This window comes from Sphaerisporangium krabiense, assembly GCF_014200435.1.
In the GTDB taxonomy this organism is placed as follows: domain Bacteria; phylum Actinomycetota; class Actinomycetes; order Streptosporangiales; family Streptosporangiaceae; genus Sphaerisporangium; species Sphaerisporangium krabiense.
Window position 1 is genome coordinate 5,507,253 of the sequence record NZ_JACHBR010000001.1, and the last position, 21,315, is coordinate 5,528,567.

The 21,315-nt window shown below is 72.2% G+C and carries 23 protein-coding genes; 16 read left to right on the top strand and 7 right to left on the bottom strand.

Features of this window, described 5'->3' with window-relative positions:
• Positions 1-17 precede the first annotated feature (17 nt).
• Genes BJ981_RS24145 through BJ981_RS24155 form a run of 3 tightly spaced genes read left to right on the top strand, consistent with a single transcriptional unit; the run spans position 18 to position 2,280 of the window.
• Complete coding sequence (locus BJ981_RS24145) at positions 18-377, top strand: GntR family transcriptional regulator (protein WP_275422285.1); 360 nt, start codon at positions 18-20, stop codon at positions 375-377.
• Positions 374-1,369 carry a DUF1648 domain-containing protein gene (locus tag BJ981_RS24150; protein WP_184614010.1) on the top strand — a complete coding sequence of 332 codons (996 nt, stop codon included), beginning with the start codon at positions 374-376 and terminating at the stop codon, positions 1,367-1,369. The genes BJ981_RS24145 and BJ981_RS24150 overlap by 4 nt, the downstream gene beginning before the upstream one ends.
• Positions 1,366-2,280: a CPBP family intramembrane glutamic endopeptidase gene (locus BJ981_RS24155; protein WP_184614012.1), complete on the top strand. Its 915-nt coding sequence runs from the start codon at positions 1,366-1,368 to the stop codon at positions 2,278-2,280. Before BJ981_RS24150 ends, BJ981_RS24155 begins: the two co-directional genes overlap by 4 nt.
• Before the next feature lie 13 nt (positions 2,281-2,293).
• On the opposite strand, the gene BJ981_RS24160 is transcribed toward BJ981_RS24155, so the two are convergent.
• Both BJ981_RS24160 and BJ981_RS24165 read right to left on the bottom strand, forming a co-directional pair.
• Positions 2,294-3,061 (bottom strand): adenosylcobinamide-GDP ribazoletransferase, encoded by a 768-nt coding sequence (locus BJ981_RS24160; RefSeq protein ID WP_184614014.1) that lies wholly within the window; start codon positions 3,059-3,061, stop codon positions 2,294-2,296.
• An 83-nt stretch (positions 3,062-3,144) separates the two neighbouring features.
• Positions 3,145-4,260, bottom strand: a complete 1,116-nt coding sequence (locus tag BJ981_RS24165; RefSeq protein WP_239138973.1) for a bifunctional adenosylcobinamide kinase/adenosylcobinamide-phosphate guanylyltransferase — start codon at positions 4,258-4,260, stop codon at positions 3,145-3,147.
• Between the two features lie 260 nt (positions 4,261-4,520).
• Here BJ981_RS24165 and BJ981_RS24170 point away from each other — a divergent pair, with 260 nt between their 5' ends.
• Positions 4,521-4,727 carry a hypothetical protein gene (locus BJ981_RS24170; protein WP_184614018.1) on the top strand — a complete coding sequence of 69 codons (207 nt, stop codon included), beginning with the start codon at positions 4,521-4,523 and terminating at the stop codon, positions 4,725-4,727.
• A gap of 87 nt (positions 4,728-4,814) precedes the next feature.
• Here the strand turns inward: BJ981_RS24170 and BJ981_RS24175 are convergent, their stop codons facing one another.
• Together BJ981_RS24175 and BJ981_RS24180 are read right to left on the bottom strand one after the other, a co-directional pair.
• Positions 4,815-5,813, bottom strand: a complete 999-nt coding sequence (locus BJ981_RS24175) for an aldo/keto reductase family protein (RefSeq protein WP_184614020.1) — start codon at positions 5,811-5,813, stop codon at positions 4,815-4,817.
• A 76-nt stretch (positions 5,814-5,889) separates the two neighbouring features.
• Entirely contained in the window at positions 5,890-6,513 is a 624-nt protein-coding gene (locus BJ981_RS24180) for a DUF3043 domain-containing protein (protein ID WP_184614022.1), read from the bottom strand.
• 257 nt (positions 6,514-6,770) lie between these two features.
• Between BJ981_RS24180 and BJ981_RS24185 the strand changes: the two genes are divergently transcribed.
• From BJ981_RS24185 to BJ981_RS24210, 6 genes are all read left to right on the top strand, one after another.
• A complete protein-coding gene (locus BJ981_RS24185) occupies positions 6,771-7,562 on the top strand; it encodes a PspA/IM30 family protein (protein WP_239138972.1) in 792 nt (263 codons plus the stop codon).
• Entirely contained in the window at positions 7,559-7,837 is a 279-nt protein-coding gene (gene pspAA / locus BJ981_RS24190; RefSeq protein WP_184614026.1) for a PspA-associated protein PspAA, read from the top strand. The genes BJ981_RS24185 and pspAA overlap by 4 nt, the downstream gene beginning before the upstream one ends.
• 9 nt (positions 7,838-7,846) lie before the next feature.
• Entirely contained in the window at positions 7,847-8,758 is a 912-nt protein-coding gene (gene htpX, locus BJ981_RS24195) for a zinc metalloprotease HtpX (protein ID WP_184614027.1), read from the top strand.
• A gap of 4 nt (positions 8,759-8,762) precedes the next feature.
• Entirely contained in the window at positions 8,763-9,323 is a 561-nt protein-coding gene (gene pspAB / locus BJ981_RS24200) for a PspA-associated protein PspAB (RefSeq protein WP_184614029.1), read from the top strand.
• 119 nt (positions 9,324-9,442) lie between these two features.
• Positions 9,443-11,239 (top strand): phosphatidylglycerol lysyltransferase domain-containing protein, encoded by a 1,797-nt coding sequence (locus tag BJ981_RS39360; protein WP_239138971.1) that lies wholly within the window; start codon positions 9,443-9,445, stop codon positions 11,237-11,239.
• An 85-nt stretch (positions 11,240-11,324) separates the two neighbouring features.
• Positions 11,325-12,038, top strand: a complete 714-nt coding sequence (locus tag BJ981_RS24210) for an SIMPL domain-containing protein (RefSeq protein ID WP_184614031.1) — start codon at positions 11,325-11,327, stop codon at positions 12,036-12,038.
• 1 nt (position 12,039) lies between these two features.
• Here the strand turns inward: BJ981_RS24210 and nadA are convergent, their stop codons facing one another.
• Complete coding sequence (gene nadA, locus BJ981_RS24215; protein WP_184614033.1) at positions 12,040-13,224, bottom strand: quinolinate synthase NadA; 1,185 nt, start codon at positions 13,222-13,224, stop codon at positions 12,040-12,042.
• A 214-nt stretch (positions 13,225-13,438) separates the two neighbouring features.
• Between nadA and erpA the strand changes: the two genes are divergently transcribed.
• Positions 13,439-13,792 (top strand): iron-sulfur cluster insertion protein ErpA, encoded by a 354-nt coding sequence (gene erpA / locus BJ981_RS24220; RefSeq protein ID WP_114031177.1) that lies wholly within the window; start codon positions 13,439-13,441, stop codon positions 13,790-13,792.
• A 347-nt stretch (positions 13,793-14,139) separates the two neighbouring features.
• Positions 14,140-15,126, top strand: a complete 987-nt coding sequence (locus BJ981_RS24225; protein ID WP_184614034.1) for a carbohydrate kinase family protein — start codon at positions 14,140-14,142, stop codon at positions 15,124-15,126.
• Between the two features lie 93 nt (positions 15,127-15,219).
• On the opposite strand, the gene BJ981_RS24230 is transcribed toward BJ981_RS24225, so the two are convergent.
• Positions 15,220-15,519 carry a sulfurtransferase TusA family protein gene (locus BJ981_RS24230; RefSeq protein ID WP_372436880.1) on the bottom strand — a complete coding sequence of 100 codons (300 nt, stop codon included), beginning with the start codon at positions 15,517-15,519 and terminating at the stop codon, positions 15,220-15,222.
• Positions 15,516-16,655 (bottom strand): cysteine desulfurase family protein, encoded by a 1,140-nt coding sequence (locus BJ981_RS24235; RefSeq protein ID WP_184614036.1) that lies wholly within the window; start codon positions 16,653-16,655, stop codon positions 15,516-15,518. The genes BJ981_RS24230 and BJ981_RS24235 overlap by 4 nt, the downstream gene beginning before the upstream one ends.
• Positions 16,656-16,958: 303 nt before the next feature.
• Here BJ981_RS24235 and ctaC point away from each other — a divergent pair, with 303 nt between their 5' ends.
• The 4 genes from ctaC (at position 16,959) to BJ981_RS24255 (ending at position 21,244) form a co-directional block, all read left to right on the top strand.
• Positions 16,959-17,708, top strand: a complete 750-nt coding sequence (gene ctaC / locus BJ981_RS24240) for an aa3-type cytochrome oxidase subunit II (RefSeq protein ID WP_239138970.1) — start codon at positions 16,959-16,961, stop codon at positions 17,706-17,708.
• A complete protein-coding gene (gene ctaD, locus BJ981_RS24245; protein ID WP_239138969.1) occupies positions 17,705-19,375 on the top strand; it encodes an aa3-type cytochrome oxidase subunit I in 1,671 nt (556 codons plus the stop codon). The genes ctaC and ctaD overlap by 4 nt, the downstream gene beginning before the upstream one ends.
• On the top strand, positions 19,372-19,767 hold the full coding sequence (locus tag BJ981_RS24250; RefSeq protein WP_184614040.1) for a cytochrome c oxidase subunit 4: 396 nt from the start codon (positions 19,372-19,374) through the stop codon (positions 19,765-19,767). The genes ctaD and BJ981_RS24250 overlap by 4 nt, the downstream gene beginning before the upstream one ends.
• Positions 19,768-19,969: 202 nt before the next feature.
• Positions 19,970-21,244, top strand: a complete 1,275-nt coding sequence (locus BJ981_RS24255) for a L,D-transpeptidase (protein WP_239138968.1) — start codon at positions 19,970-19,972, stop codon at positions 21,242-21,244.
• Positions 21,245-21,315 lie beyond the last annotated feature (71 nt).

Here is a 21,315-nt window from a genome sequence, read left to right on the forward strand (position 1 = left end):
CGACACATGGTGCTACTGTGGCTAGCACCATGTTGCTCACCCTGGACCTGAACGACCCCCGGCCCCTGCACGAGCAGGTCGCCTCGGCGGTCAGGCAGGCCGTCGCCTCGGGCGTCGTCACCCCCGGGCAGCGCCTGCCGTCGGCGCGCCAGCTCGCCGCCGCGCTCGGCGTCAACGCCAACACGGTGCTGCGCGCGCTGCGCGACCTGCGCGACGAGGGGGTGCTGGAGTTCCGCCGCGGCCGGGGCGTCTCCGTCCTGCGCCCCCCCGACGGCCGCGAACTCGTCATGCGAAGGACGCGGGAACTGCTGGAGGAGGCGCGGCTGTACGGCCTCGACCCCGAGGAGGTCATCGAAATGATCAGGGCGTCGTCATGAACGGGCGTCCGTGGCTCGCCCGCGTCGCCGCCGGATGGGCGGCCCTCGTCACCGTGGTCCTGGTGGCCGTCCCCCTCGCGCTGAGAGGCCGGCTGCCCGACCCGCTCGCCACCCACTGGGACGTGTCCGGCTCGCCGGACGGCGCGATGTCCTTCTGGGCGTGGTTCGCCATGGAGGCCGCCCTGTGGGCGCTGCTCGTGGCCTGCGCCGCCCGCGGCGTCCTGCGCGCCGGCGCCGTGGCGAGGGGCGCGGCGGCGGCCACCCGCGGCCGCGCGGCCGGGGCCCTGTTCGCGGGCGGCGGGGTGTTCCTGCTGGCCCAGCAGTGGGCGACGCTCGCCGCCAACCTCGGGAACCCGGACTGGCGCGACGCGGCGCCGCTCGGCTGGCGCGCCGTCCTGGTGCCCGCCGCCGCGATCGCCGCCGGCGCGCTCGGCGTGCTGGTCGCCTCGGCGGGCGCCGGAGAGGCGGAGCCCGAGCCGCCCGCGCGGCCCGCCGTTCCCGTGCCCCTGAGGAGAGGGCAGCGCGCGGTGTGGGTGTCCTCGGCCAGGAACACCGGCGCGGCGATCGGCGGCGTCGCGGCGCTGGCCGCGGCCCTGGTGCTCGTCCTCACGCGCACGACGCTCGGGCCGAGCGGCCTGGAGAGCGCCGCGATCGGGCTGACGATCGCCGGGCTGGCGCTGCTGGCGGCGTCCACGGTCGGGGTGAGCGTCGGAGAGGAGGGCATGGTGATCTCGTTCGGCCCGTTCGGCCGCCTCCGGCGCAGGGTGCCGCTCGGCAGGATCCAGAGCGCCCGCGTGGAGGTGAAGGGCCCGTTCGAGACCGGCGGCTGGGGCTTCCGCGGCCTGCCCGGCATGGCGACGATCATGATCAGGGGCGGGGAGTGCCTGGTCGTCCGCTACCACTCGGGCGGCGAGCTGGCCGTGACCGTCGACGACGCCCATCGCGGGGCCGCGCTGATCAACGCCCTCGTCGCGAGGAGCGGCGTCCGATGAGCCGCCGTCCCGGCGACCTCGCCGTCTTCCTGCTCGTCGCCTACGGCCTGTCGTGGCTGGCCGCGCTGCCGTTGTGGATCACGGGCCGGTCCGGGCTGACCACGGTCACCGGCTTCGTCATGATGTTCACCCCGGCGCTGGCCGTGCTCGCCGTGTGGCGCCTTCGCCATCGCGACATCCCGTTCCGCGAGTGGGCCCGCGGGACGGGGCTCACGCTCGGGCCGGCACGCGGGCGTGGCCTGCGGTTCGTCCTGGTCGGCTGGGGCGGCACCGCGCTGCTGGTCCTGCTCGCGCTGGGCGTCAGCGTCGCGACCGGGCTGCTCAGCGTGGACCTGTCCGGCCTGAGCCTCCTGCGGCGCGAGCTGGCCTCGGCCACCGGCGGGACGCCCCTGCCGCTGGATCCGCGGACGCTCGCGGTGATCCAGGTCGTCCAAGGGCTGGTCATCGGGCCGGTGCTCAACGCGATCCCGTCCCTGGGCGAGGAGTACGGCTGGCGCGGCTGGCTGCTGCCCAGGCTGATGCCCCTCGGCGCCGTCCGCGCGCTGGTCCTCTCCGGCGTGATCTGGGGACTGTGGCACGCGCCGCTCACCCTGCGCGGCTACAACTACGCCCAGCTCGGGCCGTGGGCCGCCCCGGTGTTCGTCGTCTTCTGCGTGCTGTTCGGGATCTTCCTCGGCGTGCTGCGCCTGCGGTCGGACAGTGTCTGGCCCGCGGTGGCCGGGCACGCCACGCTGAACGCCCTGGCCGGGCTGCCCCTGCTGCTGGGGGACGCGGCGCGCCCGCCGGACCTGCTGCTCGCGGGGATCACCGGCGTGGTCGGCTGGGCGCTGCTCGCGGTCGTGGCGGTCGTGGCGGTCGTCCTCCTGCGCCGGCGGCCGGCCCTTGCCGCGCCGGTGCCTCCCCGGGCGTGAGCCTCGCGGCGGGTCAGGGCGCGGCGGCGCAGACGACCAGCGCGATCGTGGCGCTCACCTCGACCAGGGCCCCGAGCACGTCGCCGGTGATCCCGCCGAGCCGCCGGATCGCGTGCGCCAGCACCGCCCAGGCCGCGCCGAGCCCCGCCGCGGCGGCCACCAGGTAGATCACCGGGTGCTCCGCCACCAGGCCGATCGCCAGGGCCGCCGCCGCCACGGCGGCGGACGCGTAGATCGCCGAGGTCCGCCGCACGGTCCCGGCGACCATCGCCCCGAGGCCGCCCGGCCGCGCCGCGGGGACGCCCGCCACGCAGGCCCACGTCACCGCCAGCCGCCCGGCCGTCCCGGCCAGCACCAGCGCCGCGGGGCCGGCCTCGGCCGCGGCGGCGACCTGCGCCAGCGCGGTGAGCACGAGCGTGACCACGCCGAACGGCCCGATGTCCGAGCGCTTCATGATCTCCAGCGCCTGCGCGGCGGGCCGCCCGCTGCCGAGCCCGTCGGCGAGGTCGGCCAGGCCGTCCAGGTGCAGGCCGCGGGTCAGCGCGGCCAGCGCGGCGACCCCGGCGACGGCGGCGAGCAGCGGCGAGACCAGCAGCCCCGCGAGCGTCATCACCGCCCCGGCCGCGAGCCCGAGGAGCAGGCCGACCAGCGGCGCGAGCGTCATGGCCCACCCGGCCGTCTCCCGGTCGGCGCGCGGCAGCCCCGCCGGCCAGATGCTCAGGGTGCCGACGGCCAGGCGCAGCCCCGCGGCGATCGGCTCCGGGACGAAGGGTGCGGACATCTCGGCTGAATCTCCAGGACTTCGGATCGGCAGGGGGCGACCGGCTTCGGGGCGAAGGACGCGGCGGCCGTCCCTCCAGGACGTCAGATCGGCAGGGGAAGGACGCGGCCGGCCACGACCAGCAGGGCCTCCTCCGACTCCTCGGCCAGCCCCCGGTTGAGCCGGCCGAGCGCGTCGCGGAACACCCGCCCGGCGGCGGTCGCGGGCACCACGCTCAGCCCCACCTCGTCGCTGACCGCCACCACCTGCGCCCGGGTCCGCCGCCACGCCGCCACCAGCTCCTCGCAGCGGGCCGCCACCGCGTCCAGCGCCGTGCCGAACCGTCCCGGCTTGCGCCCGCGCGGACGGTCGTGCGCGGGGTCGTCCCAGGCGCCGCAGGCGTCGAAGACGGCGGCCAGCCAGGTGCCGATCCCGTCGATGAGCAGCGGCCCCGACTCCGACCTGAGCAGGGCCTCCAGCTCGGTGGTCTCGATGGTCGCCCAGTACGGCGGGCGCCGGTCCCGGTGGGCGCGCACCCGGGCCAGCCAGTCCTCGTCGAGCCTGCCCGTGGGCCCGGTGGCCACGTAGGTCACGTCGGGCTCGGCGATCAGCCGGGTCTCCGCCTCCTCCGACTTGCCCGAGCGCGCGCCGCCGAGCACCAGCACGCGCTTGGGCGCGGGGGCGCGGGCGGGCGCGGGCCGCCTGGTGTCCAGCGTCGTGCCGTCGGCGACGACCTCGGCGCCCCAGAACGCCAGGCGTCTGGACAGCTCGGCCTCCGAGGGCGCCCGGTGGTCCAGGCCGACGGCGACGACCCGCGTCCTGTCCGTCACCAGGCCGCGGCGGCGCAGGTCGCCGAGGCGCTGCGGACGGTCGAGCAGGTCGATGAGCACCAGGTCGTAGGCGTCCTCCGCCCAGCTCGGCGAGGGCTCGCCCGCGCGCCCGCCGGGCGGCGCCGCGTGCAGCACCCGGCTGCGGTCGGGGCCGCTGACCGCGTAGCCGTCCGGGGTGACGGTCATGCGGTAGCCCTTGGGGAGCGTGGCCGGCGGGGCGAGGGCGAGCCCGGCGGGCGGCGCGAGGCGCACCACGTCGTCCAGCACCACGGCCGTGGGCAGGCGGTGCCCGGCGGGCAGGCGGCCGCAGGAGGCGCAGCCGCAGCCGGGCTCGGGCCAGCCGTAGGGACCGGCCGTGCCGGACAGCAGGACCTTCACCAGGCCCCGCACGAGGACCGGGCCGGCGAACAGAGGCGCGGGAAGCGGGAGAACGCGGATGCCGCCGCCGTCGCGGGTCCGGGCGCCGGAGGACGGGGCGTGGGCGGCATGGGACGGCCTCCATCGTTCGAAGGGAGCAAGGCGGGGCGGACGCCCCGGGCCTCCTGGTCCGGCCCGAGCCCGGCGGCAAGATCTGCGGCACACTCCAGGAGATAGGGTTCGCACAACCATGGTGTGGGTATTGGGCGATCCCGCGAAAAGGAGCGTATGGCATGACTTGGCGCTGGCGATATGAAAACGCGAACGGCGGCGAGGTAACGGACGGCCCGCTTCCCCGCGAGATCTTTCCCAGCCAGGCCGACGCGGAGTCATGGCTCGGGGAAAACTGGCGGACGCTGCTGACGGCTGGGATCGAGCAGGTCACGCTGCTGGAGGACGACAAGGTCGAGTACGCGGGAATGTCGTTGCGCGTCGAGTGAGAGGGCCGTGCGCCCCCCGCCTTTACCCGGTGCCGGTGTGACCGTAACGGTTTCGAGCGACCGGAGGGACAGGGGGCGGAACGGGGATTACGGACGCGTCGCCGGGCTTTCTGTTCTGGCCGGATCCCGCTCCACGACGGGCCCCAGCAGGTCGTCGATCTTCTCCAGCACCTCGGCGTCCAGGCGCACCCCCGAGGCCCTGACGTTCTCGCGCACCTGCTCGGGCCTGCTGGCCCCGATGATGGCCGAGGAGACGTTCGGGTTCTGCAGCACCCACGCCACCGCGAGCTGGGCCATGGACAGGCCGAGATCGGCGGCGATCGGCTTGAGCTCCTGCACGCGGGTCAGCACGTCGTCGCCGAGCATGCGGCCGATGAACGACGAGCCCGTCGGGTCGGTGGCCCGCGAGCCCGCGGGAGGGGCGTGGCCGGGCAGGTACTTGCCGGTCAGCACGCCCTGCGCGATGGGCGACCAGACGATCTGGCCGACGCCCTCCTTCTCGCACAGCGGCACGACCTCGGCCTCGATGACGCGCCAGAGCATCGAGTACTGCGGCTGGTTGGACACCAGCCGGTCGAAGCCCATCTCGCCGGCGATCTTCAGCGCGGCGGCGATCTGGTCCGCGGTCCACTCGCTCACGCCGACGTAGAGCACCTTGCCCTGGCGCACCAGGTCGTCGAAGGTCTTCAACGTCTCTTCGAGCGGGGTCTCGTGGTCGTAGCGGTGCGCCTGGTACAGGTCCACGTAGTCGGTGCCGAGCCGCCGCAGCGAGCCGTTGATGCTCTCGGTGATGTGCTTGCGGGACAGGCCCCGGTCGTTCGGGCCGGCGCCCGTCGGCCAGTAGACCTTGGTGAAGATCTCCAGGGACTCGCGCCGCACCCCCGCCAGGGCGCGGCCGAGCACCTCCTCGGCCTTGGTGGCCGCGTACACGTCGGCGGTGTCGAACGTGGTGATCCCCTCGTCCAGCGCCGCGCGGACGCACGCCGTGGCGGCGTCCTCCTCGACCTGGGATCCGTGGGTGATCCAGTTGCCGTAGCTGATCTCACTGACCTTCAGACCGCTGCGGCCGAGATGGCGAAATTGCATGTTCTGACCTTAACGACCCATGGCGATGCCGCCGCGGGCCGGCGGAAGGGCCGGCCACGGCGTCACCGCCCGGGCGTCACTTCTTCGGCGGGACCGGCCTGCCGCCCGGGAGCAGCGTCGGCGGCGGGAAGCGCAGCCGGCGGATCTGCATCGCGCGCATGGCGGCGTAGAAGCCGACGCCCTTGAGGCTCTCGCCGGGGAACTTCTCGCCCGCCTCCTTCTTGACGCGCCGCGCCACCCAGAACCCGCTCAGGGCCACCACGACGATCATCGCGGGCCACAGGATCGTGATGGCGTAGGAGTAGAGCAGCATGCCCGTCTGCCCGCCGAGCATCGGGATCGTCCACAGGACGACCAGCAGGAGCAGCGAGACGGGGAGGAAGTACTGGCTCACGGTGCGCCGGGAGTCGACCCAGTCGCGGGCGAACTTGCGGGCCTGACCCCGGTCGCGCACGGGAAGGTAGCGGTCGTCACCCCGCAGCATGCCCTCGCGGGCGCGGGCGCGCTCGGCGGTCTGACGCTCGCGCGCCTGCCGGTAGGCCTCTTTGCGGTTGGTGGGGGCCGTCACCGGCGAGCGGCGGCGGCCTTGGGCCTCGCGGCGCTTGGGAGTGGGGCGGCCCTTTCCCGCGGTCTTCCCCTGCGTCTCTTCGGGCGCGGGGGCGGAGGCGTCCGCGGGAGCCTCGGTACGACGTCGGAACACGACGTCAGCCTACCGGCGGTGCAACTTAATGACGCCCTCGTGCGTTATGCGTAGGGTGGACCTAGGCGACTTTGCCGCGATAATCGGGGGCTGACGATGAGTGGGCAGCCAGTGGAGTTGCGAGTGGGCGCGAGGGAGCATCGAGTGCCTGCGCAGCGATCATACGGCCGGCGAGCGTCGCGTCGAGCGGGAGCATAGGCACAGCACTACCTAGAAGGGGACGGCCAACGCGCATGAGCGTGATGAAGAGACTTTCCATGATCTTCAAGTCCAAGGCGAACAAAGCCTTGGACAAGATGGAGGATCCGCGCGAGACCCTCGACTACTCCTATCAGCGGCAGCTTGAGCTTCTGCAGAAGGTTCGCCGGGGCGTGGCCGACGTCGCCACCTCGCGCAAGCGGGTGGAGCTGCAGATCAACCAGATCCAGCAGCAGGCGAACAAGCTGGAGGACCAGGGCCGCAAGGCGCTGAGCGTCGGCCGTGAGGACCTGGCCCGCGAGGCGCTGAGCCGCCGGTCCGCGCTGCAGACCCAGATCGCCGACCTGCAGGTGCAGCACAACAACCTTCAGGGCGAGGAGGAGAAGCTCACCCTCGCGAGCCAGCGCCTCCAGACCAAGGTCGACTCCTTCCGTCACCGGAAGGAGACCATCAAGGCGACCTACACCGCCGCCGAGGCGCAGACGCGCATCAACGAGGCGTTCTCCGGCATCTCCGAGGAGATGGGCGACGTGGGTCTGGCGATCCAGCGCGCCGAGGACAAGACCGCCCAGATGCAGGCCCGCGCCGGTGCGATCGACGAGCTGCTGGCCAGCGGCGCCCTGGACGACTTCAGCGGCCAGCGCGGCGACGACATCCAGGCCGAGCTCGACCGCATGGGCGGCGGCAGGGACGTGGAGCTGGAGCTCGCCCGCATGAAGGCCGAGCTGGGCCAGGGCCCGGCGCCGCGCGACGCGATCGAGTCCGGCCCGCAGGGCCAGCAGCAGGCCGCCCCGCAGCAGGCTCCCTCGCAGCACACCCAGCAGTACCGCCAGCCGGGGGAGGGCCTGTGATCGTCCGCATCATGGGGGAGGGGCAGGTCCAGATCGCCGAGGGCGACATCGACGTGCTCAACGCCCTGGACACCGAGCTGGAAGCGGCCATCGAGACCGATGACGAGTCCGAGTTCCGCTCCAAGCTCCACGCCCTGCTGGACAAGGTGCGCCAGCTCGGCAAGCCGCTCCCTGACGACGCGCTGGAGCCGTCCGAGCTGATTTTGCCTCCTTCTGACGCTTCGATCGATGAAGTGAGAGGAATGCTGGGGGATTCGGGCCTCATCCCGGGATAGTTTGGGCATATGACTCAAACCCGGTACGCCCCCGACCGGGGACTGACCGTGCGCATGGTCGTCACCATGTTCCTGCTCGGCCTGCTCTACGTCGCCTTCGTGGGCGCGCTGATCGCCGTGGGGGTCCGGGCGATCGTCGTCCTCGTTCTCGCCGGTGGCCTCCTGCTGGTCCAGTACTTCCTGTCCGACAGGATCGCGTTGTTCGCGATGCACGGCAGGGAGGTCTCTCCGCAGGAGGCACCGGAGCTGCACGGCGTGATCGACCGGCTGAGCGCGATCTCCAACACGCCGAAGCCGCGGGTGGCCATCGCCGACAGCGACGTGCCGAACGCCTTCGCCACCGGCCGCGACCAGAAACACGCGGTGGTCTGCGTCACCACCGGCCTGCTGCGGCGGCTCGACCCTCTGGAACTGGAGGGCGTCATCGCCCACGAGATGTCGCACGTGGCGCACCGCGACGTCGCCGTGATGACCATCGCCTCGTTCCTCGGCGTCGTCGCCGGCCTGATGACCCGCTTCGCGCTCTACAGCGGCCTCGGCCGCGACCGGGGCAACAACAACGGCCCTCCCATCGGGCTCATCATCATGCTCGTCTCGCTGATCGTCTACGCGATCAGCTTCCTGCTCACCCGCGCGCTGTCGCGCTACCGCGAGCTGTCGGCCGACCGGGCGGGCGCCCTGCTCACCCAGCGCCCCTCCGCCCTGGCCAGCGCCCTGGTCAAGGTCACCGGCGACATGGCGCGCATCCCGACCCGCGACCTGCGCGAGGCCCAGCCCTTCAACGCGTTCTTCTTCGCCCCGGCCCTGTCCGGCAGGGGCGCCGGCGCGAGCCTGGCCACCCTGTTCGCCACCCACCCGCCGCTGGAGCGCCGCCTGGACCAGCTCAGCCGCATCTCCGCCCAGCTCGGACGGGGAGCCTGAGCCGGTGAGGTGGCTGGACGCGCTGCTCGGCCGCAGCAGACCCGTCAAGCCGGACCTGGACGCGCTGTTCGCGCTGCCGTCCGCCGCGGTGACCCTGCAGGCGGCCACCGGCTTCACGCCCACGGGCACCGGCTCGGTGTGCTTCCGCGCCGCCGAGGGCGGCGCCTTCGCCACCCTCCAGCAGGACATCCGCGCCCTGCTCGGCGAGTCCGAGGTCGAGCAGACCCAGGACTCCTACGGCTACACCTGGCTGGTCGCGCGCCGGAGTCCCGACGACCTCTCCACGCTGGTCACCGACCTGCACGGCATCAACTCCTCGCTGGAGGGCGCGGGCTTCGGCCCGTCCCTGCTGTGCTCGATGGCCGACTTCGCCGACGGGCCGGGACGCCGCCTGGCTCTGGTCTACCTCTACAAGCAGGGCACCTTCTACCCGTTCGCCCCGCTGACCGGCCGGCGCAGGGACAACGCCCTGGAGCTGGAGGTGCGCGCCGCCGTGTCCGGCGATCTGAAGATGGAGCCCGACCTCTCCCGCTGGTTCCCCCTCTGGGGCGCCCCGGGCCTCTGACCACGGCCCCCGGCCAGGCCCGTCCGAACACAGAACGATCAGTAATGCCCGCTCGCCCTTAACGATACGAATCGAGGGGTATACCCGGCGTGACCGAGTCATCGCCGGGGGGACACAGGGTGGCAGTGACCGAGCAGGGCCGCGACGGCGTGGCCGTAGGGGCCGAGGCGGGAGGGCGTTTCCGGGTCAGGGTGCCGCGCGTGCTGTCGGTGTGCATGGCGGTGGCCGCCGTGTACTCGGCGGCCATCGCGGTCGCGGGCCCGCTGCGCAGCACGCTCGGCCCCGTCACCGGCCTCATCGAGACGGCCGTCTTCCCCGTCGAGCCGAACCTCGGGTACGCGGTGTTCCTGGCGATCCTTGCCGGGGCCCTGGCCCGCCGCAAGAGGGCGGCCTACGGCGTCGTCACGGCCATCTTCGCGCTGCTCGTGCTCGGCAACCTCGCGGTCGTGCTCTCCTCGTCCCTGATGCCCGACCTGGTGGAGGAGTTCTCGCTCACGGGGCAGGTCGTCGCGGCCGACGTCAACCTCGTGGTGTCGGCGGTGGTCCTCGGCGTGCTGGCGGCCACCCGCGACGAGTTCTTCGCCCCGACCCGCCGCGCGTCCTTCAGGAAGGCCCTGCTCACGCTCGGCTCGCTGCTGGGGGTCTCCTTCGCCGTCGGCTACGCGCTCGTCACGCTCTTCCCCGGCACGCTCAAGCCCGGCGACCACCTCGCCTGGACGCTGGAGCGCACCCTGGGCGGGGTCGTCACCCTGGACTTCTACCGGGCGGGGCGTCCCCCGTCGTGGGTGAACCTGGTCATCGGCCTGCTGAGCGCCGTCGCGGTGCTGGTGGCCTTCGCCGTGCTGTTCCGCTCCCAGCGGGCCAGAGCCGAACTGCCCGCCGAGAGCGAGGAGCGCGTCAGGGCGCTGCTGCGCTCCTACGGCTCGCGCGACTCGCTCGGCTACTTCGCCACCCGCCGCGACCGCGCCGTCATCTTCTCGCCGAGCGGCAAGGCCGCCGTCTCCTACCGGGTCGTCGCCGGGGTCTGCCTGGCCGGGGGAGACCCGATCGGCGACGTCGAGGCGTGGGGGCACGCCATCCGCGCCTGGCTGGAGGAGGCCCGCCGCTACGGCTGGGCCGCGGCCGCGATCGGCCCCGGCGAGGCCGGCGCGCACGCCTACGCCCGCGCCGGGCTGCGGGTGCTGGAGCTCGGCGACGAGGCCGTCATCGAGGCCGCGGCCTTCGGCCTGGAGGGACGGGAGATGCGCGGGGTGCGCCAGGCCGTCAACCGGGTGCGCCGCGCCGGGTTCACGCTGCGCATCCGGCGGCACGCCGACCTGACGCCCGAGGAGACGCGTCACGTCATCGAACGCGCCGCGGCGTGGCGCGGCACGCGGGCCGAGCGCGGCTTCTCCATGGCGCTCGGCCGCCTGGGCGACCCGGCGGACGGCGCGTGCGTCCTGGTCGAGGCCAGGGACGCCGCCGGCAGGCTCGCGGCGATCCTGTCGTTCGCGCCCTGGGGCGAGGACGGCCTGTCGCTGGACCTCATGCGGCGCGACAGGGGCGGCGACAACGGGCTCATGGAGTTCATGGTCGCCGGGCTGATCGCCGAGGCGGACCGGCTCGGCGTCAAGCGGATCTCGCTCAACTTCGCCATGTTCCGGTCGGTGTTCGAGGGCGGCGCGCGCCTCGGCGCCGGGCCCGTGCTCCGGCTGTGGCGCGGCACGCTGCTGTTCCTGTCGCGCTGGTGGCAGCTCGAATCCCTGTACCGGGCCAACGCCAAATACCACCCGGTGTGGGTCCCGCGCTTCATCGCCTTCGAGGACACCCGCGACCTGCCCAAGGTGGGCCTGGCCTCGGTGATCGCCGAGGGGTTCCTGACGCCGCCCCGCGTCCTGCCGCGGCGGCGCGGCGGGGACGGCGCGGCGCGGGCGTGAGGCCGGGGTCTGCGATCGGTCAAGTTCCCGCCGCGTGCGGAGGCGGCTCGCCGGGGCCGGTCGCGCCCGGTGGTGGCATGGCCTCATGACCGTACTCGTGACCAAGGTGGGTGCCGTGCTCGTGGCGGCGGGGATCGTCTTCGCCGGAGCGGGGCCCGCCCTCGCGGCCCCGCGGCCTCCCGGTGGCGAGGCGCCCGCCGCTGGGGAGGCGGCCGAGGTCGGCGTCGCCGGGCGGGGGAGCGTCCGCGCCGTGCCGGACGTGATGCGCCTCGGCGTGGGCGTGGAGGTGCGCAGGGACAAGGCGGGGGAGGCGTTCGCGGCCGCCAGGGCGGCCGCCGCGCGGCTGACCGACGCCCTGCTCGCCGCCGGGGTGGCGAAGGAGGACCTGCGCACCAACGACCTGTCTCTGGGCGCCGAGTACGAGAAGTACCCGAGGGTCGTCGGCTACCGCGCCACCCAGGGCGTCGAGGCGCTGGTCCGCGACCTGTCCCGGGCGGACGCCGCCGTGGACGCCGTCGCCGCCGCGGGCGAGGAGGCACGGCTGACCGGCGTGACCTTCGAGATCTCCCGCTCCCAGGCCCTGCTGCGGTCGGCCCGCGAGGCCGCCTACCGCAACGCCCTGGCCAAGGCCCGGCAGTACGCCGCGCTCACCGGCCGCCGCGTCGGGCGGGTGCTGAAGCTGGAGGAGGAGGGCGACGGCGCGCCCCCGCGCTTCGCCATGGTGGCGGAGAAGGGGGCGCTCAGCCCGGGGCAGGGCACCGTCACGATCGTCGTCCGCGCGCTGTACGAGCTGGTCTAGCTCACGGCAGGGCCAGCATGCGGTCGAGGGCGATCTTGGCCCAGTGCGTCGTGTCCGGGTCCACGGTGATCTGGTTGACGACCTGGCCCTCGGCCAGCGACTCCAGCGCCCACACCAGGTGCGGCAGGTCGATGCGGTTCATCGTGGAGCAGTAGCAGACCGTGCGGTCCAGGAACGTCACGGTCTTGTCCGGGTGCGCCGCCGCCAGCCGCTTGACCAGGTTGAGCTCGGTGCCGATCGCCCACGCCGAGCCGGCGGGCGCCTGCTCGAGCGTCTTGATGATGTACTCGGTGGAGCCGACGTGGTCGGCCTTGGTGACCACCTCGTGGCGGCACTCGGGGTGCACCAGCACGTTGACCCCGGGGATGCGGGCCCGCACGTCGTCCACGCAGGCGGCGGAGAACCGGCCGTGCACCGAGCAGTGGCCGCGCCACAGGATCATCTTGGCGTCCCTGAGCTGCTGCTCGGTGAGCCCGCCGTTCGGACGGTGCGGGTTGTAGACCACGCAGTCCTCCAGCGCGAACCCCATCTCCAGGACCGCGGTGTTGCGCCCGAGGTGCTGGTCGGGCAGGAACAGCACCTTCCTGTCGCCTGCGGCCTTGTCGGGGCCCTCGGGGCCCTGGTCGAAGGCCCAGTCCAGCGCGCGGCGGGCGTTGGAGGACGTGCAGACCGCGCCGCCGTTGCGCCCGCAGAACGCCTTGATGTCGGCCGAGGAGTTCATGTAGGTGATCGGCACGGTCACCTCGGCGAGGCCGAGGTCGGCCAGCACGTCCCACGCCTCCTCGACCTGGTCGAAGGTCGCCATGTCCGCCATCGAGCAGCCCGCGGCCATGTCCGGGAGCACGACCTTCTGGTCGTCGCCGGTGAGGATGTCGGCCGACTCGGCCATGAAGTGGACGCCGCAGAAGACGATGTACTCCGCCCCGGGGCGGGCCGCCGCCTCGCGGGCCAGCTTGAAGGAGTCGCCGGTGACGTCGGCGAACCGGATCACCTCGTCGCGCTGGTAGTGGTGGCCGAGCACGAACAGCCGGTCGCCCAGGGCGGCCTTGGCCCGTTCGGCCCGCGCGACGAGTTCCGGGTCGGAGGCGGGGGGCAGGTCGCCGGGACAGTCGACGCCGCGCTCGCTGTGCGGGTCGGTCCCGCGGCCGAGGACGAAGAGAGGAAGGCCGGTGTCGGTAGTGGTCACGGCAGCGCACCTCGTGTGGGGTGGGAGGACTTATCGTCTAGTTGACGACTAATGATGACACATGGCGTCGCCCGGCTATTCCCGAGGGGGGTCCGCGTACCGGACCCTGAGACAGGAATGTGTAGTCGTGCCGTGGTGTTGGTAGCGTCTGAGTACGACCTCAGAACAAGGCCACCGTCCCCAAGGGGCGTTGGGGCAGACGGGGAGTCAACAGATGACGGTTGAGAGCAGCGAGACCACGCAGCAGGGCCTGGTCCTGACGGACGCGGCCGCGGCCAAGGTGCGCAGCCTGCTCGAACAGCAGGGCGAGGAAGGGCTTCAGCTCCGCGTCGCGGTGCAGCCGGGCGGCTGTTCCGGTCTGCGCTACCAGCTCTTCTTCGACGACCGCTCGATGGACGGGGACGTCGTCTCCGACTTCGGCGGCGTCAGTGTCGTCACCGACCGCATGAGCGCGCCGTACCTCATGGGCGCCACGGTCGACTTCGTCGACACGATCGAGAAGCAGGGCTTCACGATCGACAACCCGAACGCCACCGGTTCCTGCGCCTGCGGCGATTCGTTCAACTAAAGACGGCGCGCGGTCCGGCCCCGCTCGCGGCTCCCTCCGCCGGGCGGGGTTTCGGCATGCCCGGCTTCCGTGGCCCCGCGAGGGCCCACCCCAGCCCCGCGTCGCGGCAGGTCGGCGCGAACGTTCGGGAGCCGTAGGGGGGCGCGGGCGTCACCCCAGGTCAGGCGGGTCGCCGCGTTCGCGTCCGACCGGTCTCCAGCTCCGGCGAAGATCATCGGCGGCGCGGCGCCATCGCTATGCGCCGGGTTTCCGTGTCATATTCTTGGCGGGCTCAACAGGCTGACGACGCCGACCAGGGCCGTTCCCAGGCCGTGGCAGACCATGCTGATCCATGAGGAGAGCGACCCGTGCGCATCGCCGTCACCGGCTCCATCGCGACCGATCACCTGATGACGTTCCCGGGGAGCTTCGGGGAACAGCTCATCGCCGAGCAGCTCGACCGCGTCTCGCTGTCCTTCCTCGTCGACGATCTCCAGATCCGGCGCGGCGGCGTGGCGGCCAACATCGCCTTCGGCATGGGATGCCTGGGCCTCAAGCCGATCCTCGTCGGCGCGGTCGGCGACGACTTCGCCGGCTACCGCTCCTGGCTGGAGCGCCACGGCGTCGACTGCGACTCGGTGCACGTCTCCGAGCTGCGCCACACCGCGCGCTTCCTGTGCACCACCGACGAGCACCACAACCAGATCGCGTCCTTCTACACCGGCGCGATGGCCGAGGCCCGCGAGATCGAGCTGAAGCCCGTCGCCGACCGCCTCGGCGGCCTCGACCTCGTGCTGATCAGCCCCAACGACCCCGACGCGATGTTCCGCCACACCGAGGAGTGCCGCGAGCGCGGCATCCCCTTCGCGGCCGACCCCTCCCAGCAGCTCGCCCGCATGGGCGGCGAAGAGATCAAGGCCCTGATCGAGGGCGCCGCCTACCTGTTCACCAACGACTACGAGAAGGCCCTGGTCGAGCAGAAGACCGGCTGGTCGGACGAAGAGGTGCTCGGCCGCGTCGGCGTGCGCGTCACCACCCTCGGGCCGAAGGGCGCCCGCATCGACCGCGAGGGCGAGCCGTCCGTCCACGTCCCCCCGGCCGCCGAGCGCGGCAAGGTCGACCCGACCGGCGTGGGCGACGCCTTCCGCGCGGGCTTCCTGTCCGGGCTCGCCTGGGGCGTCTCGCCCGAGCGCAGCGGCCAGGTCGGCAACCTGCTCGCCACCCACGTCCTCGAAGAGGTCGGCGGCCAGGAGTACCAGCTCGGCCGGCAGGGCTTCCTGGACCGCTTCGCCGCCGCCTACGGCGCCGAGGCCGCCGGAGAGATCACCGAGCACCTCGACTGCTTCCACGCCTGACGCCTCCGCGGCGCGAGGTCTCGCGCCGCGAGGTCTCGCGCCCGGCGCGGCATGCCCGCCGCGGGTCTGTAGCCGCGGGTCAGTGGCCGCGGGTCAGTAGTTGCGCCGGACGTGGATCGCCCAGCCGCCCTGGGGGAGCTCGTAGCTCCCCACATGGTGGTGCGACTTCAGCCGGCACCAGGCGGGGACGTCGGTGAACGCCGCGGGATCGTCGGCGAGGACGGCCACCGTCGCGTTCATCGGCACGTCGTTGATCCGCTGGGCCAGCATGATGATCGGGATCGGGCACTTGCGCCCGAGCGCGTCGATCGTCAGCGCGACCGGCGGCGGCCCCTCGGCGCCCTCCGGCGCCGCGGCGGCGTTGACCGGGGTGTCGGCGTCCCGCCTTCTCACGGCGACTCCACCCCGACGGCGGCGCGGACGCGCCGCACGATCTCCGGCAGGACGGCCAGGAACCGGTCCACGTCCGTCTCGGACGCGCCCCGGGGCAGGGACACCCTGACGTTCCCGTGCGTGAGCACTCCCATGGCCTCCAATACATGCGACGGACGTAGCGTACTCGCCGTGCACGAACTGCCCGACGAGACGGCGAACCCGGCTCTATCCAACTCGGTCAGTATCACCTCACCTGCCACGTAAAGACACGAGAACGTGACAATGTGCGGCACTCTCTCCACCGGGTCGCCGACCACCTCCACGTCCGGCACGAGGCGCGGCACGCTCGCGCGGATGCGGTCCACCAGCGCCGACAGCCGGGCGTTCTCCGCCTCGGCCTCGGCGGCGCGCGCCCGCAGCGCCGCCACCGCCGCGACCACGGCGGGGACGTTCTCGAAGCCCGGCACCCTGCGCCGCTCCCGCTCGTCCTCCGGCAGCGGCGAGCGCCAGCGGGTGCCCTTGCGCACGGCCAGCAGCCCCACGCCCGCCGGGCCGCCCCACTTGTGCGCGCTCCCGGTCAGCACCGACCATCCCGGCGGCACGGGCAGCCGTCCCAGCGTCTGGGCGGCGTCCACCAGCAGCGGCACCCCCGCCGCGCGGCACGCCTCCGCGGCCTCCGCGACCGGCTGCAGCGTGCCCACCTCGTGGTTGGCCGTCTGCAGGCACGCCAGCGCCGTGCCCTCGCGCGCCACCGCCGCCGCGAACCCGGCGGGATCCACCCGGCCGGTCATGTCCACGCCGACGATCTCCAGCTCGCCGCCGTCGCGCTCGTGGGCCGCCCCCGCCTGCAGCACGCTGGAGTGCTCCACCGCGCCCGCCACCATGCGCCGCCCGGCGCGGCGGCGCCCGAGCAGCGTGCCGAGCACCCCCAGATGGACGGCCTGCGTGCCCGAGGTGGTGAAGGACACCTCGTCGGGCCGGGCGCCGATCAGCTCGGCCGCCTCCGCGCGCGCCCGCTCCAGCAGCAGCCGGGAACGGCGGGCCGCCCCGTACAGGCGGGCCGGGTCGGCGTCCGCCGCGTCCAGCGCCGTGACCAGCGCCTCGCGCGCGGCGGGGTGGAGGGGTTCGGTGGAGGCCGCGTCGAAGTACGCCACGCGTTCATGGTCCCATCCGGCGGGCGGCGGCCCTCCTCCAGGGCGCGGCCGGGCCCGCCGCGGCCCCGCCGGCACGCTGGGGAGGCGCTGGTGAAGACGTGGCGGCCCCGTTACCGGGGGCTGAGAAGGAGGGCGGCCCCGGTGCGCGCTAATGTGTCCCCCAGTGTGACGTGAGACAACTTGGAGCGCGGTCCCCTCTAGAGATCGCGAATCTGAAAACGACCGCCCGGGAGGCAGCCTCTTGGGCTTCAACTGTGGAGTAGGCGACCCGTGAGTCCGACCCGCCGTTCGACACGGCGCCCGTTGGCCCGCAGGGTGCCGCGCGCCGCCGCGCTGGCGGTGCTGCTGGTGTCCCTGACGGCGTGTGGAGGCCCCGGCACGTGGAATCGTGCCGGCATGCCCGAAGGTGCCACCAAGGAGGCGGGCATCATCCAGAATCTCTGGAATGGTGCCTGGATCGCCTCCCTCGCCGTGGGTGTCGTCGTCTGGGGCCTGATCCTCTGGGCGTGCGCGTTCCACCGCAAGCGCAAGAACTCGCCCGACGCCCTGCCGCCCCAGGTGCGCTACAACCTGCCGATCGAGATCCTCTACACCACGGTCCCGATCATCATGGTGGCGGTGTTCTTCTACTTCACCGCGCGGGACGAGAACACGATCGTCGCGGTGTCGAAGAACCCCGACGTCAAGGTGCACGTCGAGGGCTTCCAGTGGAGCTGGCGCTTCACCAGCGAGTACGGCGGCAAGACGGCCCAGGTCGTCGGCACCCCCTCCAAGCGGCCCGAGCTGGTGCTGCCCGTCGGCAAGAAGGTCCAGTTCGACCTGTCCTCGCCGGACGTGATCCACTCCTTCTGGGTGCCCTCGTTCCTGTTCAAGCGTGACGTGATCCCGGGCGTCAAGAACGTCTTCGAGATCCAGACCAGCAAGACCGGCACGTTCGCCGGCCGCTGCGCCGAGCTGTGCGGCGTCGACCACAGCCGCATGCTCTTCACGGTGAAGATCGTGTCGCAGGCCGAATACGACTCGTACCTCAACCAGGCGGGGAGTGCCCAGTGACCGCCGCAAGCGAATCGATCGCCGGGGCCGTCCAGGCCCGGCGCGCCCGCAAGGGGAACGTCATCGTCCGGTGGATGTCCTCCACCGACCACAAGGTGATCGGGCACCTGTACCTGATCACCTCGTTCGTCTTCTTCCTGATCGGCGGCGTCATGGCGCTGATCATGCGCGCCGAGCTCGCGCAGCCGGGCCTTGAGTTCGTGAGCAACGAGCAGTTCAACCAGCTGTTCACGATGCACGGCACGATCATGCTGCTCATGTTCGCGACCCCGCTGTTCGCGGGCTTCGCCAACGAGCTGATGCCGCTGCAGATCGGCGCCCCCGACGTGGCGTTCCCGCGCCTCAACATGGTGAGCTACTGGCTCTACCTCTTCGGCAGCACGATCGCCGTCTCGGGCTTCTTCACCCCCGACGGCGCCGCCTCCTTCGGCTGGACGGCCTACACCCCGCTCTCGGACGCGGTCAGCTCGCCCGGCGTGGGCGGCGACCTGTGGATCATGGGTCTGTCGATGTCCGGCATCGGCACCATCCTCGGCGCGGTGAACTTCATCACCACGATCGTCTGCATGCGCGCGCCCGGCATGACCATGTTCCGCATGCCGATCTTCACCTGGAACGTCCTGCTCACCAGCATCCTGGTGCTGCTGGCCTTCCCGGTGCTGGCCGCCGCGCTGCTGGCCCTGGAGGCCGACCGCAAGCTCGGGGCGCACATCTTCGACTCGACGACCGGCGGTGCGATGCTCTGGCAGCACCTGTTCTGGTTCTTCGGTCACCCCGAGGTGTACATCATCGCGCTGCCGTTCTTCGGCATCATCACCGAGATCCTGCCGGTCTTCAGCCGCAAGCCGGTCTTCGGCTACATGAGCCTCATCGGCGCCACCATCGCCATCGCGGGCCTGTCCGCGGCGGTGTGGGCCCACCACATGTTCGCGACCGGCCAGGTCCTGCTGCCGTTCTTCTCGTTCATGACCTTCCTCATCGCCGTCCCGACCGGGGTGAAGTTCTTCAACTGGATCGGCACGATGTGGCGCGGCCACCTGTCGTTCCAGTCGCCGATGCTGTTCGCGGTCGGCTTCCTGGTCACGTTCCTGTTCGGCGGCCTCACCGGCATCATCCTGGCCTCGCCGCCGCTGGACTTCCAGGTCAGCGACTCCTACTTCGTGGTCGCGCACTTCCACTACGTCGTCTTCGGCACCGTGGTCTTCGCGATGTTCGCCGGCTTCTACTTCTGGTGGCCCAAGTTCACCGGCAAGATGCTGAACGACACGCTGGGCAAGGTCCACTTCTGGACGTTGTTCATCGGCTTCCACACCACCTTCCTGGTGCAGCACTGGCTGGGCGCCGAGGGCTTCCCGCGCCGCTACGCCGACTACTCGGTCGCGGACGGCTTCACCGACCTGAACGTCGTCTCCTCGGTGGGCGCGTTCATCCTGGGCGCCTCGACGCTGCCGTTCCTCTACAACGTGTGGCGCACCGCGAGGACTGCTCCCAAGGTCGTCGTGGACGACCCGTGGGGCTTCGGCAACTCGCTGGAGTGGGCAACCTCCTGCCCGCCGCCGCGGCACAACTTCACGAAGCTGCCGCGCATCCGCTCCGAGCGGCCCGCCTTCGACCTGCACAACCCGCACACGCTCGTCCCGGTCAAGGAACTGGAGGAGGCCCGATGAAGGTCCAGGGCTGGATGTTCCTCCTCTGCGGCATCTTCTTCGCCGCGGTGGACCTGGTGTACTGGTTCTGGTCCAAGGAGCCGACCGGTACGACCGCGCTGGCGATCTCCGTGGGCCTCGCCCTCATGATCGGCTACTACCTGCTCTTCACGGCCCGCCGCATCGGCGACCAGCCCGAGGACAGGAAGGACGCCGAGATCAGCGACGGCGCGGGCGAGCTCGGCTTCTTCAGCCCCTCGAGCTGGTGGCCGCTGTTCATCTGCCTGGCCGCCGCCCTGATGACCGTCGGCTTCGTCATCGGCTGGTGGATGTTCCTGATCGGCGTCTTCGCGGTGATCATGGCCGCCATCGGCTTCGTCTTCCAGTACTACCGGGGTCACTTCACGCACTGATCACCCGCGGATCTACGCGCCCGCCCCGGCGCCCGGCCCGTGATCGCGGGCGGCGGCCGGTTCTTCCAAGGGACCGCCTGCCGCCCGCGATTCTTTTTTGGCGCGTCGTGTCGGCCTTTCTCCCTGGCTTCGGGTACGCGACACGCAGTAACCGGGTAATAACCGACAAGGAGTGATCCATCGGAGGCGGGGGAGACGTCACGTGGGACACGTCGAGATCCGGGTGGTCGCCCTGGGCGCGGGAGCTCTGGCCCTGACGCTGGCGAGTGGATGTGGAAGTTCCGGCACGGACAAGGACCGGGCCGCGGAGAACCGCGGGGACGTGGCCGTGAGCGTGTCTCCGGCCGACAGGGCGGCCCAGGTGGCCCCGGAGCTGCCCGTCACGGTCGGGGCCGTCAACGGCGCTCTCAGGAGCGTCAGCGTGCAGGCGGTCTCCAGGAACACGCAGGTCGAGGGCGTGCTCAGCGCGGACCGCACCCAGTGGCGCAGCAAGCGCCCGATGGCGCCGGGCGAGACCTACCGCGTCACCGCGGAGGCGGTGGGCCGCGGCGGCGACACCAGGAAGGTGACCAGCGAGTTCACCACCATCAAGGCGTCCAAGGTCTACGCGGTCGACAAGCTGATCCCCAGCAAGGACAGCACCGGCCTCACCGTCGGCGTCGGCATGCCGATCATCCTGACCTTCGACCAGCCCATCGCCGACCGGGTGTCGGTCGAGCGCAACCTCATGGTGCAGGCGTCCCGGCCCATCGAGGGGGCCTGGCACTGGTTCGACGAGAAGACGGTGTCCTTCCGGCCCCGGCAGTGGTGGCCCGCGCACACCAAGGTCAAGGTGATCGCCCGGCTCGCCGGCGTGCGGGGCGGCCCGGGCATGTACGGCGGGCAGGACTACGTGCGCGAGTTCGAGATCGGCCGCGCCCAGATCAGCCACGCCGACACCTCCAGCCACCAGATGACCGTCAGGCGCGAGGGGCAGGTCATCAGGACGGTCCCGCTCAGCGCCGGCCGGGGCGGCGACATGAAGTACTACACGACCAACGGCATCCACCTGGCCATGTCCCGCGAGGACGTCACCACGATGACCTCGCCCGACGCCGGGCCCGGCAGCCCCGGGTACTACAGCATGACCGTGTACGACACCGTGCGGATCTCCGACACCGGCGAGTACGTCCACGGCGCGCCCTGGTCGGTCGGCTCGCAGGGCAACTCCAACGTCAGCCACGGCTGCATCAACATCAGCCCGTCCAACGCCAAGTGGTTCAAGGAGACCACCCTGATCGGCGACCCGATCATCGTGAGCGGCTCGCCGCGCCCCCTGGACCCGGCGAACGGGTGGGGCCACTGGCAGGAGACGTGGCCGCAGTGGCTGCGCTGGAGCGGCCTGCGCTCGGGCTTCACCACCGAGGCCTTCACGGTCGGCGGCCACGAGGGCGCGGGCGTGCCGGTCAGCGAGAGCAAGAAGAAGGTCTCCTCCTGACGCGGTCCCCTCCTGACGCGGCATCCGTCGGACGCGAAAGGGCCCGGGCGCGACATGCGCGCCCGGGCCCC